At 60.1% G+C, this 16,038-nt stretch carries 16 protein-coding genes and 1 pseudogene; 6 read left to right on the forward strand and 11 right to left on the reverse strand.

From position 1 onward, the window contains the following. The first annotated feature begins 37 nt into the window (after nt 1-37). A complete protein-coding gene (locus tag FHT71_RS16490) occupies nt 38-433 on the forward strand; it encodes a hotdog domain-containing protein (protein WP_037082786.1) in 396 nt (131 codons plus the stop codon). Here FHT71_RS16490 and FHT71_RS16495 read toward each other — a convergent pair. The 3 genes from FHT71_RS16495 to FHT71_RS16505 are packed head-to-tail and all read right to left on the reverse strand — an operon-like array spanning nt 430 to nt 2,300. Further along, entirely contained in the window at nt 430-993 is a 564-nt protein-coding gene (locus FHT71_RS16495) for a biotin transporter BioY (RefSeq protein ID WP_132588461.1), read from the reverse strand. The genes FHT71_RS16490 and FHT71_RS16495 overlap by 4 nt on opposite strands. A gap of 12 nt (nt 994-1,005) precedes the next feature. Then, the gene (locus FHT71_RS16500) at nt 1,006-1,626 is read right to left on the reverse strand and encodes a CbiQ family ECF transporter T component (RefSeq protein ID WP_183720951.1); all 621 of its coding nucleotides are present in this window, start codon (nt 1,624-1,626) and stop codon (nt 1,006-1,008) included. Then, entirely contained in the window at nt 1,623-2,300 is a 678-nt protein-coding gene (locus FHT71_RS16505) for an ABC transporter ATP-binding protein (protein WP_132588463.1), read from the reverse strand. The genes FHT71_RS16500 and FHT71_RS16505 overlap by 4 nt, the downstream gene beginning before the upstream one ends. A gap of 148 nt (nt 2,301-2,448) precedes the next feature. Between FHT71_RS16505 and FHT71_RS16510 the strand changes: the two genes are divergently transcribed. Both FHT71_RS16510 and FHT71_RS32160 read left to right on the forward strand, forming a co-directional pair. Next, nucleotides 2,449-3,645, forward strand: a complete 1,197-nt coding sequence (locus FHT71_RS16510) for a winged helix-turn-helix domain-containing protein (protein ID WP_183720954.1) — start codon at nt 2,449-2,451, stop codon at nt 3,643-3,645. A gap of 148 nt (nt 3,646-3,793) precedes the next feature. Then, entirely contained in the window at nt 3,794-3,922 is a 129-nt protein-coding gene (locus FHT71_RS32160) for a hypothetical protein (RefSeq protein WP_281412159.1), read from the forward strand. A gap of 127 nt (nt 3,923-4,049) precedes the next feature. Here the strand turns inward: FHT71_RS32160 and FHT71_RS16515 are convergent. Then, a pseudogene (locus FHT71_RS16515) lies at nt 4,050-5,088 on the reverse strand (IS110 family transposase). Between the two features lie 126 nt (nt 5,089-5,214). On the opposite strand from FHT71_RS16515, the gene FHT71_RS16520 reads away from it, so the two are divergent. Beyond that, a complete protein-coding gene (locus tag FHT71_RS16520) occupies nt 5,215-5,616 on the forward strand; it encodes a hypothetical protein (RefSeq protein ID WP_183720956.1) in 402 nt (133 codons plus the stop codon). Between the two features lie 173 nt (nt 5,617-5,789). Here FHT71_RS16520 and ribB read toward each other — a convergent pair whose 3' ends face one another. The 3 genes from ribB to FHT71_RS16535 form a co-directional block, all read right to left on the reverse strand. After that, nucleotides 5,790-6,893 (reverse strand): 3,4-dihydroxy-2-butanone-4-phosphate synthase, encoded by a 1,104-nt coding sequence (gene ribB, locus FHT71_RS16525; RefSeq protein WP_183720959.1) that lies wholly within the window; start codon nt 6,891-6,893, stop codon nt 5,790-5,792. Between the two features lie 10 nt (nt 6,894-6,903). Then, complete coding sequence (gene aroC / locus FHT71_RS16530; RefSeq protein WP_007793174.1) at nt 6,904-8,001, reverse strand: chorismate synthase; 1,098 nt, start codon at nt 7,999-8,001, stop codon at nt 6,904-6,906. A 162-nt stretch (nt 8,002-8,163) separates the two neighbouring features. After that, nucleotides 8,164-11,334 (reverse strand): EAL domain-containing protein, encoded by a 3,171-nt coding sequence (locus tag FHT71_RS16535; RefSeq protein WP_183720962.1) that lies wholly within the window; start codon nt 11,332-11,334, stop codon nt 8,164-8,166. Nucleotides 11,335-11,580: 246 nt separating this feature from the next. Here FHT71_RS16535 and FHT71_RS16540 point away from each other — a divergent pair, with 246 nt between their 5' ends. After that, entirely contained in the window at nt 11,581-11,841 is a 261-nt protein-coding gene (locus FHT71_RS16540; RefSeq protein WP_007793168.1) for a DUF1344 domain-containing protein, read from the forward strand. A gap of 6 nt (nt 11,842-11,847) precedes the next feature. Here the strand turns inward: FHT71_RS16540 and FHT71_RS16545 are convergent, their stop codons facing one another. The 4 genes from FHT71_RS16545 to FHT71_RS16560 form a co-directional block, all read right to left on the reverse strand. After that, complete coding sequence (locus FHT71_RS16545; protein ID WP_007793166.1) at nt 11,848-12,438, reverse strand: histidine phosphatase family protein; 591 nt, start codon at nt 12,436-12,438, stop codon at nt 11,848-11,850. 84 nt (nt 12,439-12,522) lie between these two features. Further along, complete coding sequence (gene fabI / locus FHT71_RS16550) at nt 12,523-13,341, reverse strand: enoyl-ACP reductase FabI (protein ID WP_007793163.1); 819 nt, start codon at nt 13,339-13,341, stop codon at nt 12,523-12,525. A gap of 123 nt (nt 13,342-13,464) precedes the next feature. Then, the gene (locus FHT71_RS16555; protein ID WP_132588468.1) at nt 13,465-14,634 is read right to left on the reverse strand and encodes a DnaJ C-terminal domain-containing protein; all 1,170 of its coding nucleotides are present in this window, start codon (nt 14,632-14,634) and stop codon (nt 13,465-13,467) included. Nucleotides 14,635-14,879: 245 nt separating this feature from the next. Beyond that, the gene (locus FHT71_RS16560) at nt 14,880-15,338 is read right to left on the reverse strand and encodes an RT0821/Lpp0805 family surface protein (protein WP_007793157.1); all 459 of its coding nucleotides are present in this window, start codon (nt 15,336-15,338) and stop codon (nt 14,880-14,882) included. A gap of 66 nt (nt 15,339-15,404) precedes the next feature. Here FHT71_RS16560 and pdxH point away from each other — a divergent pair, with 66 nt between their 5' ends. Next, complete coding sequence (pdxH, locus tag FHT71_RS16565) at nt 15,405-16,025, forward strand: pyridoxamine 5'-phosphate oxidase (protein WP_007793154.1); 621 nt, start codon at nt 15,405-15,407, stop codon at nt 16,023-16,025. Nucleotides 16,026-16,038: the final 13 nt, after the last annotated feature.

The raw sequence follows: 16,038 nt of genomic DNA on the forward strand, positions 1-16,038 counted from the left end.
CTAGTCTTCGGGGAGGGGGAAATTGGTAGAAAGATCAATGAACGAGGTCACGCGCACCGTTGAGATGAATGTGCCGTTCCGCGACGTCGACATGAACGGCCAGGTATTTTTGGGTTCCTATATTTCCTATGCCGAGTCCGTGCTGGCCACCTTTTGGTCGTCAAGGCCACGGTTGGAGAATGAGCCGCTTTATATCGCCAGCAAGGTGACCTGCATCTTGCATCGGCCGATGCATTACGACGAGAGAGTCCTGTTCACGGCATCGGTCGACAAGATCGGCGTGCGTTCGGTTGGCTTCATCATTTCGGCCGATATTGGCGATGAGCGCTCTGCGGAGGTCGAAATCATCTGGCAGGCACGCTCACGCGAAGATCGTTCGCCAGTCCCGCTTCCGGAGGTCACGCGTGACTGGCTTTACGGTTTCGTCGACTAGCTGCGCACCGGCAGCAGGGGATAACCGACCATGACCGCGCGGCCGACAAGAGCCGCAACGAACGCCTTGACGACGTCACCAGGAATAAACGCCATCGAGCCGAGGAAGGCCTTGGAGAGGCCAAGCTGGGCGGCGACCGCCAGATAGACGATGCCGAAGGCGTAGAGAACCACGATGCCACCGATCATTGCGGCAAGGAAAAAGCCGACTGTCTGCACCAGCGCCGACTGTTCGGATTTGACCAGCCGCTCGCTGACCCAGCCGGTCACGAAAGCAGCGAATACCCAACCGATGAGGAAGCCGGTGGTCGGTGCGGCGAAAGCGGCAAGCCCGCCGCGGCCGCCTGACAAGACCGGAAGGCCGATCGCGACAAGCACGAGAACAATCAGGACCGCGATCGTGCCGCGGCGCGCACCAAGCACGACACCCGCCATCATCACGCCGAGCGACTGCGCGGTGATCGGTACCGGAATGAAACCAAGCGTGATCGGCGGCAGAATGCCGAGCGCGACGATGATGGCCGCAAAGAGAGCGGAGAGAACGAGGTCGCGAGTGCTCATGCAGGGCTCCTGTTAGCGAGTTCTCAAATTGACATGCCGCCGAACGCCGCGCGCGTCAATCGCCGCGGCAATGTTATCCGCATCCCTCAGCGTCAGAATGATCAGTGGCACGAGCACTGTTGTCGGTCGCACCTTGATGCCCCGTGCAGCGTGCGCCTCGCGGATAGCCTGGTAACGGCCGAGAATCTCGGGAACAAAGCGGACGACAAGGCCGACAGCGAGGCCGACATCGTCGGCCCGGAGGAGGCCGAGGCGCTCCAACGGCCGCGCCAGCAGCGTAATCTCGTCGATGAATTGCGCGATCGTTGTCGTCGCCGTCACGGCGGCAGCAAACAGCATCAACGCCGTCAGCCGCAGCAATGCGACGACCGCAACATGCCAGGGATTGAAGGCAAGACTGAACAGCGCAACGACGAGGATGGTCAGGAATATCGGCTTCAGGCGCGCAAGCGCTGACCGCGTCGAGAGGCCGATGCTGAAGTAGATCGTGGCCATTACGAGCACTGCCAGGGCAAGCAGCAGGAGGTTCGCCGAAAGGAAGAGCAAGACGCCAAGAGCGGCAAGCGCAAGCAGCTTGGTGCGGGCGGAAAGGCGGTGCATGGCGCTGTTGCCTTCGACGAAAAGCGACTTCATCGGCTGGCGATCTCCTTGTAGCGGCGGATCGCTTCTGTGGCAGGCGCGTCGGCAACAAGGTTGCCTTCGTGGAAAACCAGCACGCGTTCGTAATCAGCGACCAATTCCAGATCGTGGCTGATGACGATAGCGTTCTCTGGAAGGCCTTCCACCAGCCTCTGCACGAGGCAGCGGTTCTTGAGATCCAGCTGGTTGGTCGGTTCGTCCAGGATAAGAATGTCGGGCCCGGTAGCCAGCACAGAGCAAAGGGCTGCAAGTTGGAGCTCCCCGCCCGAAAGCTCGTGCGCGCGGCGGTCGGCAAGATGGGCGGCGCTGAAACGCTGCAGGACCGCCTCCACCTTGGCTGTTATTTCTGCCGGTTTGTAGCCGCGGCTCTTCAGGCCGAAGGCGATATCGTCGCGCACGACGGGCAGGATGATCTGGTTTTGCGGGGACTGGAAGATGAAGCCGACATCGGTAAGGATCGCCTTGGCGTCGGCGGTATCGCGCCCGTTGACGACCACGCGCCCGACGCTCGGCTTGGTCAGGCCGTTGATGAGACGCGCAAAGGTCGTCTTGCCCGACCCGTTGAGGCCGATGATGCCGACGCGCTTTTCTGTGAGCTGCAGCGTGACTGGTGCCAGCGCGACGCGCGTACCATAGCTGACCCCTGCGCCTTCGAAACGGATATCCACTTGGTCCCTCGTGAATTGAGAGGCCGTTCTATAACGAATTTCGCACTTTGAAAGCTCAAAATCTCGCATTGAATGCCGGCTGCTCCTACCTGATGATCGTGCCAACATATCGGGTGGCTAGGAACATTTTCCGTTCTATGATGCGCAGATGACGAATCTCATTTCGAATTCCGATGCCCGCCGCATATTCCTCGCCAAGCAGGGCCTGAGCGCGCCGCCGAACAAGGCGTTGACGAAGGCCGGCCTGCTGGAACTCATCCACGAGATCGGCTTCGTGCAGGTGGATAGCATTCAGACGGTGGAGCGGGCGCACCACCAGATCCTGTTTTCCCGCAACCAGACTTACAAGCGCGAGCATCTGACTGCACTTCTGGAGAAGGAAGGCTCGCTTTTCGAGCACTGGACGCATGACGCCTCGATCCTGCCCAGCGCCTTTTTCCGATACTGGAAACACAAGTTTCGCCACGAGGAAGAGGTGATCGGCGAACGCTGGCGAAAATGGCAGGGGGAGGGGTTCGAACACGCCTTCGACGAGACATTTAAGCGGGTTGCTCGCGACGGAGCAATCATGGCCCGCGAGATCAAGGCGGATGGGCACGTTTCCGGCGGCTGGTGGAACTGGCATCCGAACAAGACGGCGCTCGAATATTTCTGGCGCACCGGCAAGTTCGCCATCGCCGGACGCTCCAACTTCCAGAAGATCTATGATTTGGTCGAGCGCGTCATTCCCGCCGAATTCCACGAGCCAGAAGTCAGTCGTGAGGAGTTTGTCGACTGGGCCTGCCGCAGTGCGCTGACGCGCCTGGGCTTTGCAACGCATGGCGAGATCGCCGCTTTCTGGGATCTGCTGTCGCCCGATGAAGCGAAAGCATGGGTCAACGCGCATCGCGACGAGTTGACCGAGGTTCTGATAGAGCCGGCGCTTGGCGGCAAACCGCGAGCCTCCTGGGCCTTCCTGGATCTGCTGACGAGCCTTCAGGACTATCCCGATGCGCCGCCGCGCGTTCGCGTGCTCAGCCCCTTCGATCCGATGATCCGCGACCGCAATCGCACCGAACGTCTCTTCGGCTTCTTTTATCGCATCGAGGTGTTCGTGCCCGAACCCAAGCGGGAATACGGCTACTACGTCTTCCCGCTTCTGGAAGGCGACAAGCTGATCGGTCGCATCGACATGAAGGCCGATCGCAAAGGCGGAACGCTGGACGTGAAGCGGCTGTGGCTGGAGCCGAGCGTGAAGGCTGCGGCCGGGCGGCTCGAAAGGCTGCATGCCGAACTGGAGCGCGTGGCAAAGTTTGCGGGACTGGAGAAGATCGTGCTGCTGGATGGGTGGTATACGAAGAGCTAGATGAAAGGCTTCTGTAACGGGCCTTGAGTCAATCCCTTGTGAGCTTAGTCCCTCGCCAAGTGCTTGCTTCTGTTGGGGTGGACGGCCCCGAACGGCATCGAAATGTGCCAGAGTGAGTCGTTAACGATCTCAAACGAAGGAGCCGTCCGTGGATCAGATTATCCGTATTGGCATGGATACGTCAAAGCACGTCTTTCAATTGCATGGCGTCAACGCCGCCGAGCAACCGATCCTGCCCGCAGTCGACGCTTGGCCGCTGCTCTATGGGGTCTGCTGACGCGCAGTCACCTGAGTGCTGCTTGCCTTTCGGCAGCCTAGCCCATCCATCGTCCCGGCGAAGGGACCTTGCTCCGGGGGGGCTGATGGCAGCGCCCGCCCGAACCCTGTTGTTGTCTCCTTCCGGCTCAGGCGGCCATGGCTGACGTCGCCTTGTGGGGGATGAAGTTGGTTTTATCCCTGAGCATGTGGTGCAACACCACCGCCAGCTTGCGGGCCAGCGCAACGCGCGCCTTTCTGGGACCCGCGCGCCTGGCGACCGCCAGCGCCCAGCTCTTCAGATCCGAACCCTTCACGGGGCGCGTCAGGATGACGTTGGCCGCCTCGTAGAGCGCGGTTCGTACGCCCACATCGTCGATCTTCGAGATGCGACCGCTATAGTCGGTCTCGCCCGATTGGTACTTCTTTGGCGTCAGTCCGAAATGCGGCCCGACCGCTCGGGATGAGCGGAAACGCTCGGGCGCATCAACGGCCGATGCGAATGTCAGCGCCACCACGACGCCAACGCCGGGCGTCGTCATCAGCCGCCGTGCGTTGTCGTCCTGACGGGCCAAGGCACGGAGCTTTCGTTCAAACCCGGCAAATTCGTCCGCAAGCGCGTCGCGCACCTTCAACAGCGACGCGGCGATCGCCTCCAAGGTCGGGTGACCTTCAATCAGCTCGCGGATGCGTGCCGCATAGGTGCGCCGCGTCGTCGGCCCCACCTTGAGGCCAAAACCGCGCAAAATGCCGCGGATGCTCATCTCGATGTCGTGAAGCTTGCCCTGGATGAGCTTGCGGCCGGTCAGCAGAGCACGAACCTCTTGGGCCGGAAGCGATCTGCAGTGGACTGGCCTGAACCAGCCAAGCCGCATCAACTGCGCAATACCCCGCGCATCCTTCTTGTCCGTCTTCACCGGCATCGTCTTGAAGGCGGCACGCACGTGGCGCGTCTCGATCAGTTCGACCGCCAAGACCCGCCTCTGTCATCCCGGCGTGCAGCCATTGCGACAAGGGACCGGCCTCCAGACCAATTCGTTCCATGGCCACGCCGTGCTCGCCAAACCAGGCGATCAACGCATCGGGCTCGCTGAGCACTTTTGCCTCCCGCACGATGCGGCCATCCGCATCCACCACGCACACACTTGAGTATTCCAATGACACGTCGATGCCGGCATACTCGCTCATGGTCGTCTCTCCGTGATGCTATGGAGCAGGCCATTTCTGACTCCGCGACACCATCATTGTGAGGGACGACCACCAGCCTTTCAAACCTCGCTGGCCGAGCTCCGCCCGTTACATCTAGACACAGCGATGCTCGCTTTCGTCAAGGTTCGCCGTATTCTTCGATTTCTTTCAGTGGTCGCCGCGCTGGCCGGATGCGCCGCCGCCTACGTCGCAAATCTCAAGAGCCACATCACCTCGATAAGTCCCGACGGTATTGTTTCCCTGGGAAACTATCGGATGCTGCGCGATCTGCATTACGATATCTCACTTGGGTTACTGCACGGCCTCGAAAGATGGCCGGATCCTGAAAGCTGTGCGCAACGAGACTCCTTCGAGATCGATTTGGAGCCGTTTCCGTACGGAGTGGGATGCACAAATCTGCCTATTGCGGATTCTGGATACTTGGGAGGTCCGGAGCAAGGGGTGGCTTGGCTGAGTGCGCAGCATCTAAAATACAACGATCACGCGCATTCTACCAAACGCTTCTGATCGCACGCTCAGCTTCGCATGCACCAAGCATACCGGGAGCTGTAGCAGCCTTATAGCGCAGTGGCGCCGCCGGTATTACATTCTGCAGCCTTATGCGTACGACTTCTCGATAACCTATCGCAACGATCGTCTCGTCGATATTGAGACCTTTGCCAACACTATCTAGCTGAATCTCAGCAAATCTCCGTATTGGCGATTTTGATCCCAAAGCCCTCGAGGCCGACGTAGTGACGCTCGCGGCTGGTGAGCAGCTTGATCGACGTGACGCCGAGGTCCTTGAGGATCTGCGCGCCAAGGCCGATCTCCAGCCATTCGCTTTCGCGGCTCTTAGCTTCGGCGTGGGATTCGCGGCCCTGGCTACGCGTCTTGCGGCCGTTGTCGTAATGGCCGACGCCGACGGAGCCTTCGCGGAGATAGACGATGATGCCACGGCCTTCCTCGGCGATCTTCTGCATGTAGTGATCGACCGGGCTCCGCTTCCCGAAGAGGTCCTCGGCGACGTTTTCGGGGTGTAGGCGTACTGGAATATCGATGCCGTCGCGGATATCGCCAAAGACGACGGCGAGGTGCTGCATCGGATCCCAGGGGAGCGAGTAGGTATGGGCTTTGGCCTTGCCGAAGGGCGTTTCGACATCAAAGCTGGCGCCGAGTTCGATCAGTGTTTCCTTGCGCTGGCGATAGGCAATCAGATCGGCCACCGACACGAGCTTCAAGTCGTGCTTTTCGGCGAACTCGACCACCTGCGGTCCGCGCGTGACGGTACCGTCATCATTGACCAACTCGCAGATCACGCCGATCGGCGGAAGCCCGGCAAGCTTGCAGAGATCGACGGCGGCTTCGGTGTGACCCGAGCGCATGAGCACGCCGCCTTCGCGCGCGACCAGCGGGAAGATGTGGCCCGGACGCACGAAGTCCCCGGCGCCGACATTGGGGTTGGCCAGGCTGCGAACAGTCAGCGTCCGGTCATCAGCGGAAATGCCCGTCGTCGTGCCGTGCTTGAAATCGACCGAAACGGTGAAGGCCGTCGTGTGGGCCGAGTCGTTTTCAGCAACCATTGCATTCAGATTGAGCCGGCGGGCTTCTTCCTTCGGCATCGGTGTGCAGACGATGCCGGAGGTGTGACGCACGATGAACGCCATCTTCTCCGCAGTACAATGGACGGCCGCAACGATCAGGTCGCCTTCGTTCTCGCGGTCGTTGTCATCCATCACCACGACAATTTCGCCAGCCTCGAAGGCCCGGATCGCATCGACGACGCGCTTCTGATCGTAAGGCATGTCAGTGTTCCTATTTCAGCCGGCCGGTCTGGCCGCGGTCACGGAGATAGTGGTCGGCAATGGCGCAGGCGACCATCGCTTCGCCGATCGGCACGGCGCGAATGCCGACGCATGGATCGTGCCGTCCCTTGGTACGGATATCGACATTGTTACCGTCTGCATCGATCGACTGGCGCTCGGTCAGGATCGATGAGGTCGGCTTGATGGCGAAACGCGCGATAACAGGCTGACCGGTGGAAATGCCGCCGAGAATGCCGCCGGCCTTGTTCGACAGGAACAACGGCTTGCCGTCATTGCCCATGCGCATCTCGTCGGCGTTTTCCTCGCCGGTGATCTCGGCGGCCTCGAAGCCATTGCCGATTTCGACGCCCTTGACGGCGTTGATTGACATCAGCAGCGAGGCGATATCCTGGTCGAGCTTTCCATAGATCGGCGCACCCAGACCTGCCGGTACGCCCTCGGCCACGACCTCGACAACGGCGCCGATCGACGAGCCGTTCTTGCGGATGCCGTCGAGATAGTCTTCCCAGACAGGAACGATCTCAGGGTCCGGCGCAAAGAACGGGTTCTGATCGACCTGATCCCAATCCCAGTTCTGGCGGTTGATCTTGTGCTTGCCGATCTGCACCAGGGCGCCACGCACCTTGACGCCAGGCACGACGAGGCGGGCAATGCCGCCGGCTGCCACGCGTGCAGCCGTTTCGCGGGCTGACGAGCGGCCGCCGCCGCGGTAGTCGCGGATGCCGTATTTTACATCGTAGGTATAGTCGGCATGGCCGGGCCGGTACTGTCGTGCGATCTCGCCGTAATCCTTGGAGCGCTGGTCGGTGTTCTCGATCATCATCGAGATCGGCGTGCCTGTTGTGATCATCGTCTCGCCGTCGGCGTCCAGCATAACGCCGGACAGCACCTGGACGAGATCGGCTTCGCGACGCTGCGTTACAAAGCGCGACTGGCCGGGCTTTCGCTTGTCGAGCCAGACCTGAATGTCCTCGAGCTTGAAGCGCAGACCGGGAGCGCAGCCGTCGACGACGCAGCCCAGCGCCGGCCCGTGGCTCTCACCCCAGGTGGTTACGCGGAAGAGATGACCGAATGTGTTGTGCGACATGTGTCCCGACCGGATCACGCCAACCGGTCGTCACCGGCGGCGTCCTTCATCTGAAAAATGCGCGACACTCATAGGCCAAAAAGACGCAGCGGCAAAAGCCTTTCTTTGCTCGAAACCGTCAACGAAAGGAAATGGTGTTTCCGTTGATTGTAAACGATGGCCTCAGGAGGCGATACTCCAGGAGCTTCCGATCGCCATTTGCGCGAAGTCCGCGAAGGACAGCGGGCGCGAGAACGCGTAGCCCTGCAGAAGGTCGCAGCCGAGTTCGTGGAGGAGGGTGGCGTGAGCCGCCGTTTCGACGCCTTCTGCTACCGTCTCGACTCCGAGCGAGCGGGCGATCTCGATGATCGAGCTGACCAGTGCGCGCTCCTGCGGCGAATTCATGATCGGCTGCACCAGCTGCCTGTCGATCTTGAGCCGCTTCGGTTTGAGCTTGAGGAGACTGACGATCGACGTATGACCGGTGCCGAAATCGTCGATCTCGATGTCGATCCCAAGCGCCTTGATCCGTTCAAGGTTATGGGTGGCCACATCCTCGCTTTCGTCGAGAAATATTGACTCGACCAATTCAAAGGACAGTTCGCCGGGCCGGATTTGCAGGCCGCTTAATGTCTCGACCAGTGTCTCGTCATGCAGCCGTCGCGCCGAAACGTTGACCGAAATCTTCGGAACGGAGACGCCCCTTGCTGTCCAGCGCATCTTGTCCTTCAGTGCCGTGTCGAGAACGATGCGGTCAAGGGTTTGGACGACGTTGATCTCGTCGGCGATCTTCAGAAATTTGTCCGGCGTCAGCAGTCCCCGGGACGGATGTTGCCAGCGAACCAGGGCTTCGACGCCGGTGAGTTGCATCGAGCGCGCTGAGAACTGCGGCTGATACCAGGCGGTAAACTCGCCGTTCTCGATGCCGGCAAGGATCTCGTCGGCCAGGCGCTTGTTGTTTATGATGTCGGCTTGAAGATTGTGGCTGAAGAATTCGTGGCGGTTCCGCCCCTGGCTCTTGGCGCGGTAAAGGGCGATGTCGGCGTTGATCAGCACTTTGCGGGCATCGACGTGCATGCCATTGGCGAGCGCGATGCCGATGGAGACGCCGCAACGGCAGGCGAACCCTTCGAAGTCGATCGGCTGGCGCATCTGCTCGATGATGCGGCCGGCCAGCGCCGACATATCGGCATCACTGGCGTTGAGCGACAGAATGACGAACTCGTCGCCGCCGATACGCGCGACGAGGTCACCACCGCGCAGGTTCCTCGACAGCACTCGTGACGCGTGGATCAGCATCGCGTCGCCGGCGGCATGGCCGAGCGTGTCGTTGATCTCCTTGAACCTGTCGAGGTCGATGTGGAGGATGGCGAACTTCTGCCGCTCACTGCGGCCATCGAGCGTCAGCCTTTCAAGTGCGATATCAAGTTTGCGGCGGTTGGCGAGCGCCGTCAGCGGGTCGTGCAGCGAATTGTGCTCGATGCGGTTCTTGGCGATCTCGAGCTCGATATTCTTGGCGATCGCCTCGTCCTTGGCCGCCTTGAGCTGCGCGGTCATCAGAGCATCTTCGGTGACATCGAAGGCGACGCCGATGATCTTCAGTTTGCCGCTGGGGGTCTGGTGAACCTTGCCCGTCGAACGAACGTAGCGCATCGCGCCGTCTTCCGTCGGGACACGGCAGATCAGGGTATGAGTGTCGCCAAGTTGCTTGAAATGGCGAGCGCTCTCGACCGCCAGTCCCCTGTCTTCAGGCAAGATACAGGAAAGCCAGACCGGTTCGGTCATGAATCCGGCCCTTGGCGTCAACCCATAAAGCTCGTGCATCCGCTCGTCCCAGATCGAGCCTTCGTCGCCGAGCGTCGCTTCCCAGATGCCGCACTGATAGGAGTCGAGCGCGAGATCCAGCTTGCCGGAGAGCTCGGAGAGCTCCGCCTCGCGCCGTGACAGTTCGTCCAGCGCCATTTCGAGTTCGGCATTCTTAATGTCGCTGACATCCTTCGCCCTGCGCAGCGTTTCAGCCGCTTCCGCGTCGGCGGTGACGTCCCAGACGATGCCGATGGTTTTGTCGTCGCCGGCCGCGTCCGTGTAGAAGGAGCCGACGGAGCGCAGATGTCGGACAGTGCCGTCCTCGGCTACGACCCGGTATTGTGTTTCATAGGCGGAGCCGGCGACGTTGTAGTTGAAGAAGTGGACCTCGGCGATGTGCCGGTCTTCGGGAACGATCGCAGCAAGCCAGTCTTCCAGCGAATGACTGCCATCTTCTGCCGGTTTACCGTGGAGCGCTGCGGCCCGGGCATCCCAGAACAGGGTATGCCCGTGGTCGTGCAGTTCCCATATGCCGATATTCGAGGATTCCAATGCTAGATTGAGGCGCTGCGACAGCTTCAGCAGCGTTGCCTCGCGCATCTTGAGTTGCTCGATGTTGCGATTGCGCTCGCCGAGCAGCAGGGTCGCAAAGAAGACCGGGACGACCGTGATGCAGCCGGCGGCGGCGATGATCAGGCGGAGCGTTGACTGGTTCTCGGGAACAGCGTTCCAGCCGGTCTTCGGGACCGCCGCAATCTGCCAGCGCCCGCCCGCAAAGGCGATCTTTCGCGTTATCGGTTGCTTCTCGCGCAAATCCTGCACGCCGAAGAAGGGCGTGACCGAGTCCGCCGTAGCGAGGTCGCGTACCGCGATCGAGAGGTGATCGAGGTGGGGATACTTCTCCTGATTCTCGCTGTTGCGCGCCGGCCGCAAGCCGGTGCTCTGATAGAACATGTCTGCATCGATCATGACCTCGACCGCGCCCCAGATCCGGCGTTGCCCATTCTCCTTCACGAAGACAGGAAAGAAGATCGCGAACGCTTCCGTGCCGTCGGCCACCGTGATCGGGCCAGAGAAGCGTGCCTGCTGCGTGCCGGCGGTGCGCATCACCGACTGACGCGCGGCAAGAGCGTCGCGGACATCTTTCCCAATTCGGCCTTTCCCGGCCTGTGGCGGATAGACGGCGCCGACGATGAAATCCGGTGCGACGGCAATATTCAGGAAGTGGGGGTTCTGGATGAGCAGCCAGTTGATCTGCCGCTCCATCTCCTCGGCATTTACGCTCGAATTGACGGCAACCATGTTGGCCAGGTCGCGAACGACCGTGATGTCCATGTTGATCTGCGCAGTCATCCGCGCCCGAATCAAACTTACTTCGTTTTCTGTCCGTATCGTCAGTTCGCGCAGATGAGCGGCAGTATTGGCGCGGTCCAGCCCGAAGCCGACGATGACAACAACAACAGTAACAAGGCTGGAAATCAGGAGGGCTAGGCGTGTATGCCTGAAGACGCGCCGCAATGTGTTGCTGTCTCTAAGGCGGAATAGCAAAACCCAGTCTCCCATGTTCGAGGACGACTGTAGAGAGAAGCCGTTAATTTACGCTTGCCCGCAAATACCCTTTGCCGGACGCGGAAACGTACTGGAAATGCAATTAATGAACCGGTGCCGTTATTGTTAAAATACTCTTCACCAATTTGGCGCGGCAAGTCATTCTTCAGGGCAAATTTCGCCATATTCGGGAGGTTATCTGTGCGCAGTTGGATTATTGAGTCGTGTTTTCGAGGGAATGCTGTCATGCGCTTCGTAGTAGCTACGCTTTTGGCCACTGCCAGTTTCTTGTCGCCGATCAGCGGATTTGCCGAGAGCGCGGACGTCGAGGCGACGATCAAGAAGGTCGATGTGACAAATCTCAGCCTCACGCTTGATGACGGAAAGACCTATCAGGCACCGGAAGAATTCAATTTCGAGGGGTTGAAGGCGGGCGTGAAGGTTATCGTCTTCTACACCGAGGTGGATGGCAAACGCGTCATCAACGATCTCGATATCGTCCAGTAATCAGGCCTAGATCCAGCCAATCAATCCGTTGTCGCGATCGATCTTGAGGATGCGATCCTGTGGGATCTCACCTTCGGCAGCCTCATCCTTGGGCAAGGCGGCAATCGTCCTGAAGAGACTGCGTATGACGCCGCCGTGGGTCACGCAAACCGTCGGTTTGTCGATGGAATTCAGCCAGGAAGCCACACGCCAGGACATGATTTCGTAGCTTTCCGCGTCGTCTCCCGGGGGAATGAAATCCCATTTGTTGAGATTGCGCTCGGTGACGCGGTCCCGGGCAGTGGCCTTCAGCTCCTTGATCGTGAAGCCTTCCCAGTCCCCGAAGGACACCTCGACCAGGCGCTCGTCGGTTCGATAGTCTTTCGATGGAAGACCCATCGCCTCGCGCATGATTTCCATCGTGGCGCGGGTGCGCGCCAGCGGGCTTGCTACAAAATCGAAGGGGATTGCTTCGACCTTGAGGATTTCTGCGAGGTCGATACCGTTCTGCCACGCCTGCGCTCTGCCGATGGCATTGAGCGGAATGTCTTTCTGCCCTTGCAGGCGGCGTTCGGCGTTCCAGTCTGTCTGGCCGTGTCTGACGACGTAGATAAGCAATGATCGGCTCCGTTTGGGGCACGCAACCCCTCAATCGCTGTCGCGAAGAAAGGGGTCGCGAGCGCGACGCAGCAAAGAGTGCGATCAGTCCTTTATGACGGAAATGTCCGGCGCGTCTACCGCCTTCATGCCGATGACGTGGTAGCCGCTGTCTGCGTGGTGGACCTCCCCGGTAACCGAACGCGAGAGATCCGAGAGCAAGTACAGACCGACATCGCCGACCTCTTCGATCGTTACTGTCCGACGCAGCGGCGCATTGTATTCGTTCCACTTCAGGATGTAGCGGAAGTCGCCGATGCCTGATGCTGCAAGCGTCTTGATCGGGCCGGCGGAAACAGCGTTGACGCGAATGTTCTTCGGTCCGAGGTCGACGGCCAGGTACTTCACGCTCGCTTCCAGTGCCGCCTTGGCAACGCCCATGACGTTGTAGTTCGGCATGACCTTCTCGGCGCCATAGTAGGTGAGCGTCAGCATCGAACCGCCGTCTGTCATCAGCTTCTCGGCGCGACGCGCGACCGAGGTGAACGAATAGACGGAGATCTGCATCGTCTTGGCGAAGTTGTCAGCCGAAGTATCGACATAGCGGCCCGTCAGCTCGTCTTTGTCCGAGAAGCCGATCGCGTGAACGATGAAGTCGATCTTGCCCCACAGCTTTTCGACGTGGTCGAAGACGGCATCGATGGTCGACTCGTCGCTGACGTCGCAATGACCGGCAAGAACGCCGTTTACTTCTGCAACCAGGGGCTCTACGCGCTTCTTCAATGCGTCGCCTTGGTAGGTAAATGCGATTTCGCCGCCCTGTGCATGAATAGCCTTGGCAATACCCCACGCAATCGAACGATTGTTGGCAACGCCCATGATGACGCCGCGCTTGCCTGACATGAGGCCTGTTGCCTGAGCCATATTTCGCCCCCTAAGGAATTCTGATCGGTCCTGCCTATGGCATAGGCTGCTAATCGGTTCAAGATTGGCAGCAATCATCAACTGTTAGGGACCGTAACAAAGGGTGCGTGTGTCACCAAAATTTCACAGAAACAGCCCGTTCTTCATGCTCCGCATCAGATCCGTGACTTTGTCGTCGGGTTTTTCCCACAACATAATACGCAGTTCGACGACGAGATCGCCCCTGCCGCCGTCCGTGTTCGCCAACCCCTGACCCTGAATCTGGATGGTTTTGTCGGAGCCCGACCAGGCGGGAATCGTGACGGTGACGGGACCATTGGGGCCTTCAATACGCGCTTCGGTTCCGAGCACCGCATTCTCGATCGTTACCGGCAGCACCGTGTGCAGATCGAAGCCATTGACCGTAAACCGTTCATCCGAAGCAATGTGGATGCTGACGACAGCATCGCCGCGCTGCAAACCGGCGAGCTTGTGGCCCTGACCCTTCAGACGGATCTGATGACCTTCCGTCGTGCCGGCCGCCAGCGCAAATCCCGTGTCACGACCGTCACCGAGGTCGACCGTGACCCAACTGCCTTTGATGACCTCATCGACTGTGACGGTCTTCGTTACGAACTGGTCTGGCGCTTTTTCGGGCGCGGCAGCGCTGCCGCCGGTAAAGCGGCGAACGAGTGAAGTCAGCAAGCTAAGCGGCTGCATGACCGCGGAGGCCTGAGTGGTCGCGTCCTCAGCAGCTTGCTGTTCAGCCTCGGCGTTGGCTGCATCCGGCTGTTTGTCTGCATTCGCAATTTCCGCCTCCGGCCGCTTCGAAGCACCGGCGGCGGCAAAACCTTGGGTGCGGCCGCCACCGGCCGCAGCGCGTGCCTGCGTGCCGAAGATACGCTCGATCATTTCTTCTGGCGGCTCGCCCGTACCTGTCTTCCGCTGCTTGGCGGCGTCCGCCGCAGCCTTCTGCGCGGCGGCGCGCGCAAGCTCTTCCATAACGCGCTCGGCATTGGCCTGAGCGGCCTTTGCACGTGCGGCAGCTTCGCGAGCTGCCTGACGCTGTTGCATGATCGTGTTCTCATTGGCCTTGGCTTCTGCCATGCGCGCGGCATTGTCGAAGAGGCTCCGCTTCTTCGGATCCTTCAACGTTTCATAGGCGCGGCCGATCTCGGCAAAGCGCGCGCTCGCCGTCGGGTCGCCCTGATTGTGATCAGGGTGAACGGCCTTGGCCATGTTACGCCAGGCTGCCTTGATTTCGTCCTGGCCCGCGTCCCGCTTGACGCCCAAAATCTTATAAGGATCGCGCATGTCCCAAACCGCCGGTGTTCCGATGCGGTGTGCCTGTCCTCTGCCCTAGCACCCCGAAGCCTCTCACTTGGCGCCCGGCCTCATCCACAGGAAGAAACCGTGCCCACCTGAGGCGGATTGTGGATAGAAGTTGCTAATCAGTTCTTATTCGACGTGGGAGACGTCTCGCTTTTGCGCCGAATGGTTAGCCTTTTGCTAAACATCATGAGAGAACGGAGCGCGCGTTAAGCATGCTCGGCCGGCGTTCAGCTTTCCGGCTGGAAACTCATGAGCTGCCAGTTTCCGCCGCCGACCAGGCAGGTCTTGCCGTAGAATTTTGCGATGCCGACATAGGAATGCCGCGTCGTGCGGAACTGGCGGCAAACCTTGCCGGAATCCGTATTCTCGACGATCGTATCGATGACGCCGGCGCTGCCGGTCGACGCGTTTGCCCAAGGGAGGGGACGGCCCTCCAGCCGTTGGATATCGGCTGAGGTCACGGCGTTGCCGACGGTCATTTCGTCGGAGATCGAGTCGCTCGTCGGCGCGGGCTGCGGCACGGTGCCCGTTGCAACCGACCGATCGACCTTGGAGCTGCTGAAGAGATCCAGACCGCTGGAAATGCAGCCAGAGAGGGAGAGCACCGCCGCACCGACAATGCAGAAGGCCGCGCTGCGACGCAGCAGACCCTTTGTATCACGATCTGACTTTGCTATGACTTCCACCCTGCGTCCTGTCCAGTAGCCAAAGGCTGGGCAAATTTCGAATAAACCCGGGGCATTCGAGCTAATATGTCGGCAAATGAGTTAACAAGCGGTGACTTCACCGAGCGAAACGAACCGTTCGATCTTTTTGCCGAGTGGTTGAAGGAAGCGGAGGCTTCCGAGATCAATGACCCGAATGCGGTAGCGCTTGCGACGGTCGATGAGGACGGCCTTCCCAATGTCCGCATGGTTCTCCTTAAGGGATTCGATCACGAGGGCTTTGTCTTCTACACGAATTTCGAGAGTCAGAAAGGTCAGGAAATCCTCGGGCAGAAAAAAGCGGCCATGTGTTTCCACTGGAAAACGCTGCGGCGGCAGGTTCGCTTGCGCGGACCTGTGGAAATCGTGAGCGACGAAGAAGCCGACGCTTACTTCAAGACGCGAGCCCGCGGCAGCCGAATCGGTGCCTGGGCATCCAAGCAGTCGCGGCCGCTGGAGAGCCGATTCGCGCTGGAAAAAGCTGTAGCCGAATACACCGCCCGCTATGCAATCGGGGAGATCCCGCGTCCGGCGCATTGGTCGGGCTTCCGGATCCGGCCGGTATCGATCGAATTCTGGAAAGATCAGAAATTCCGCCTGCACGACCGCATCGAGTTCCGCCGGCCTTCGCCAGAAGGCGATTGGACGAAGGTCCGCATGTATCCCTGATCAGGCATCAGCA

The sequence above is a fragment of the Rhizobium sp. BK060 genome (assembly GCF_014193145.1).
Classification (GTDB): Bacteria; Pseudomonadota; Alphaproteobacteria; order Rhizobiales; family Rhizobiaceae; genus Rhizobium.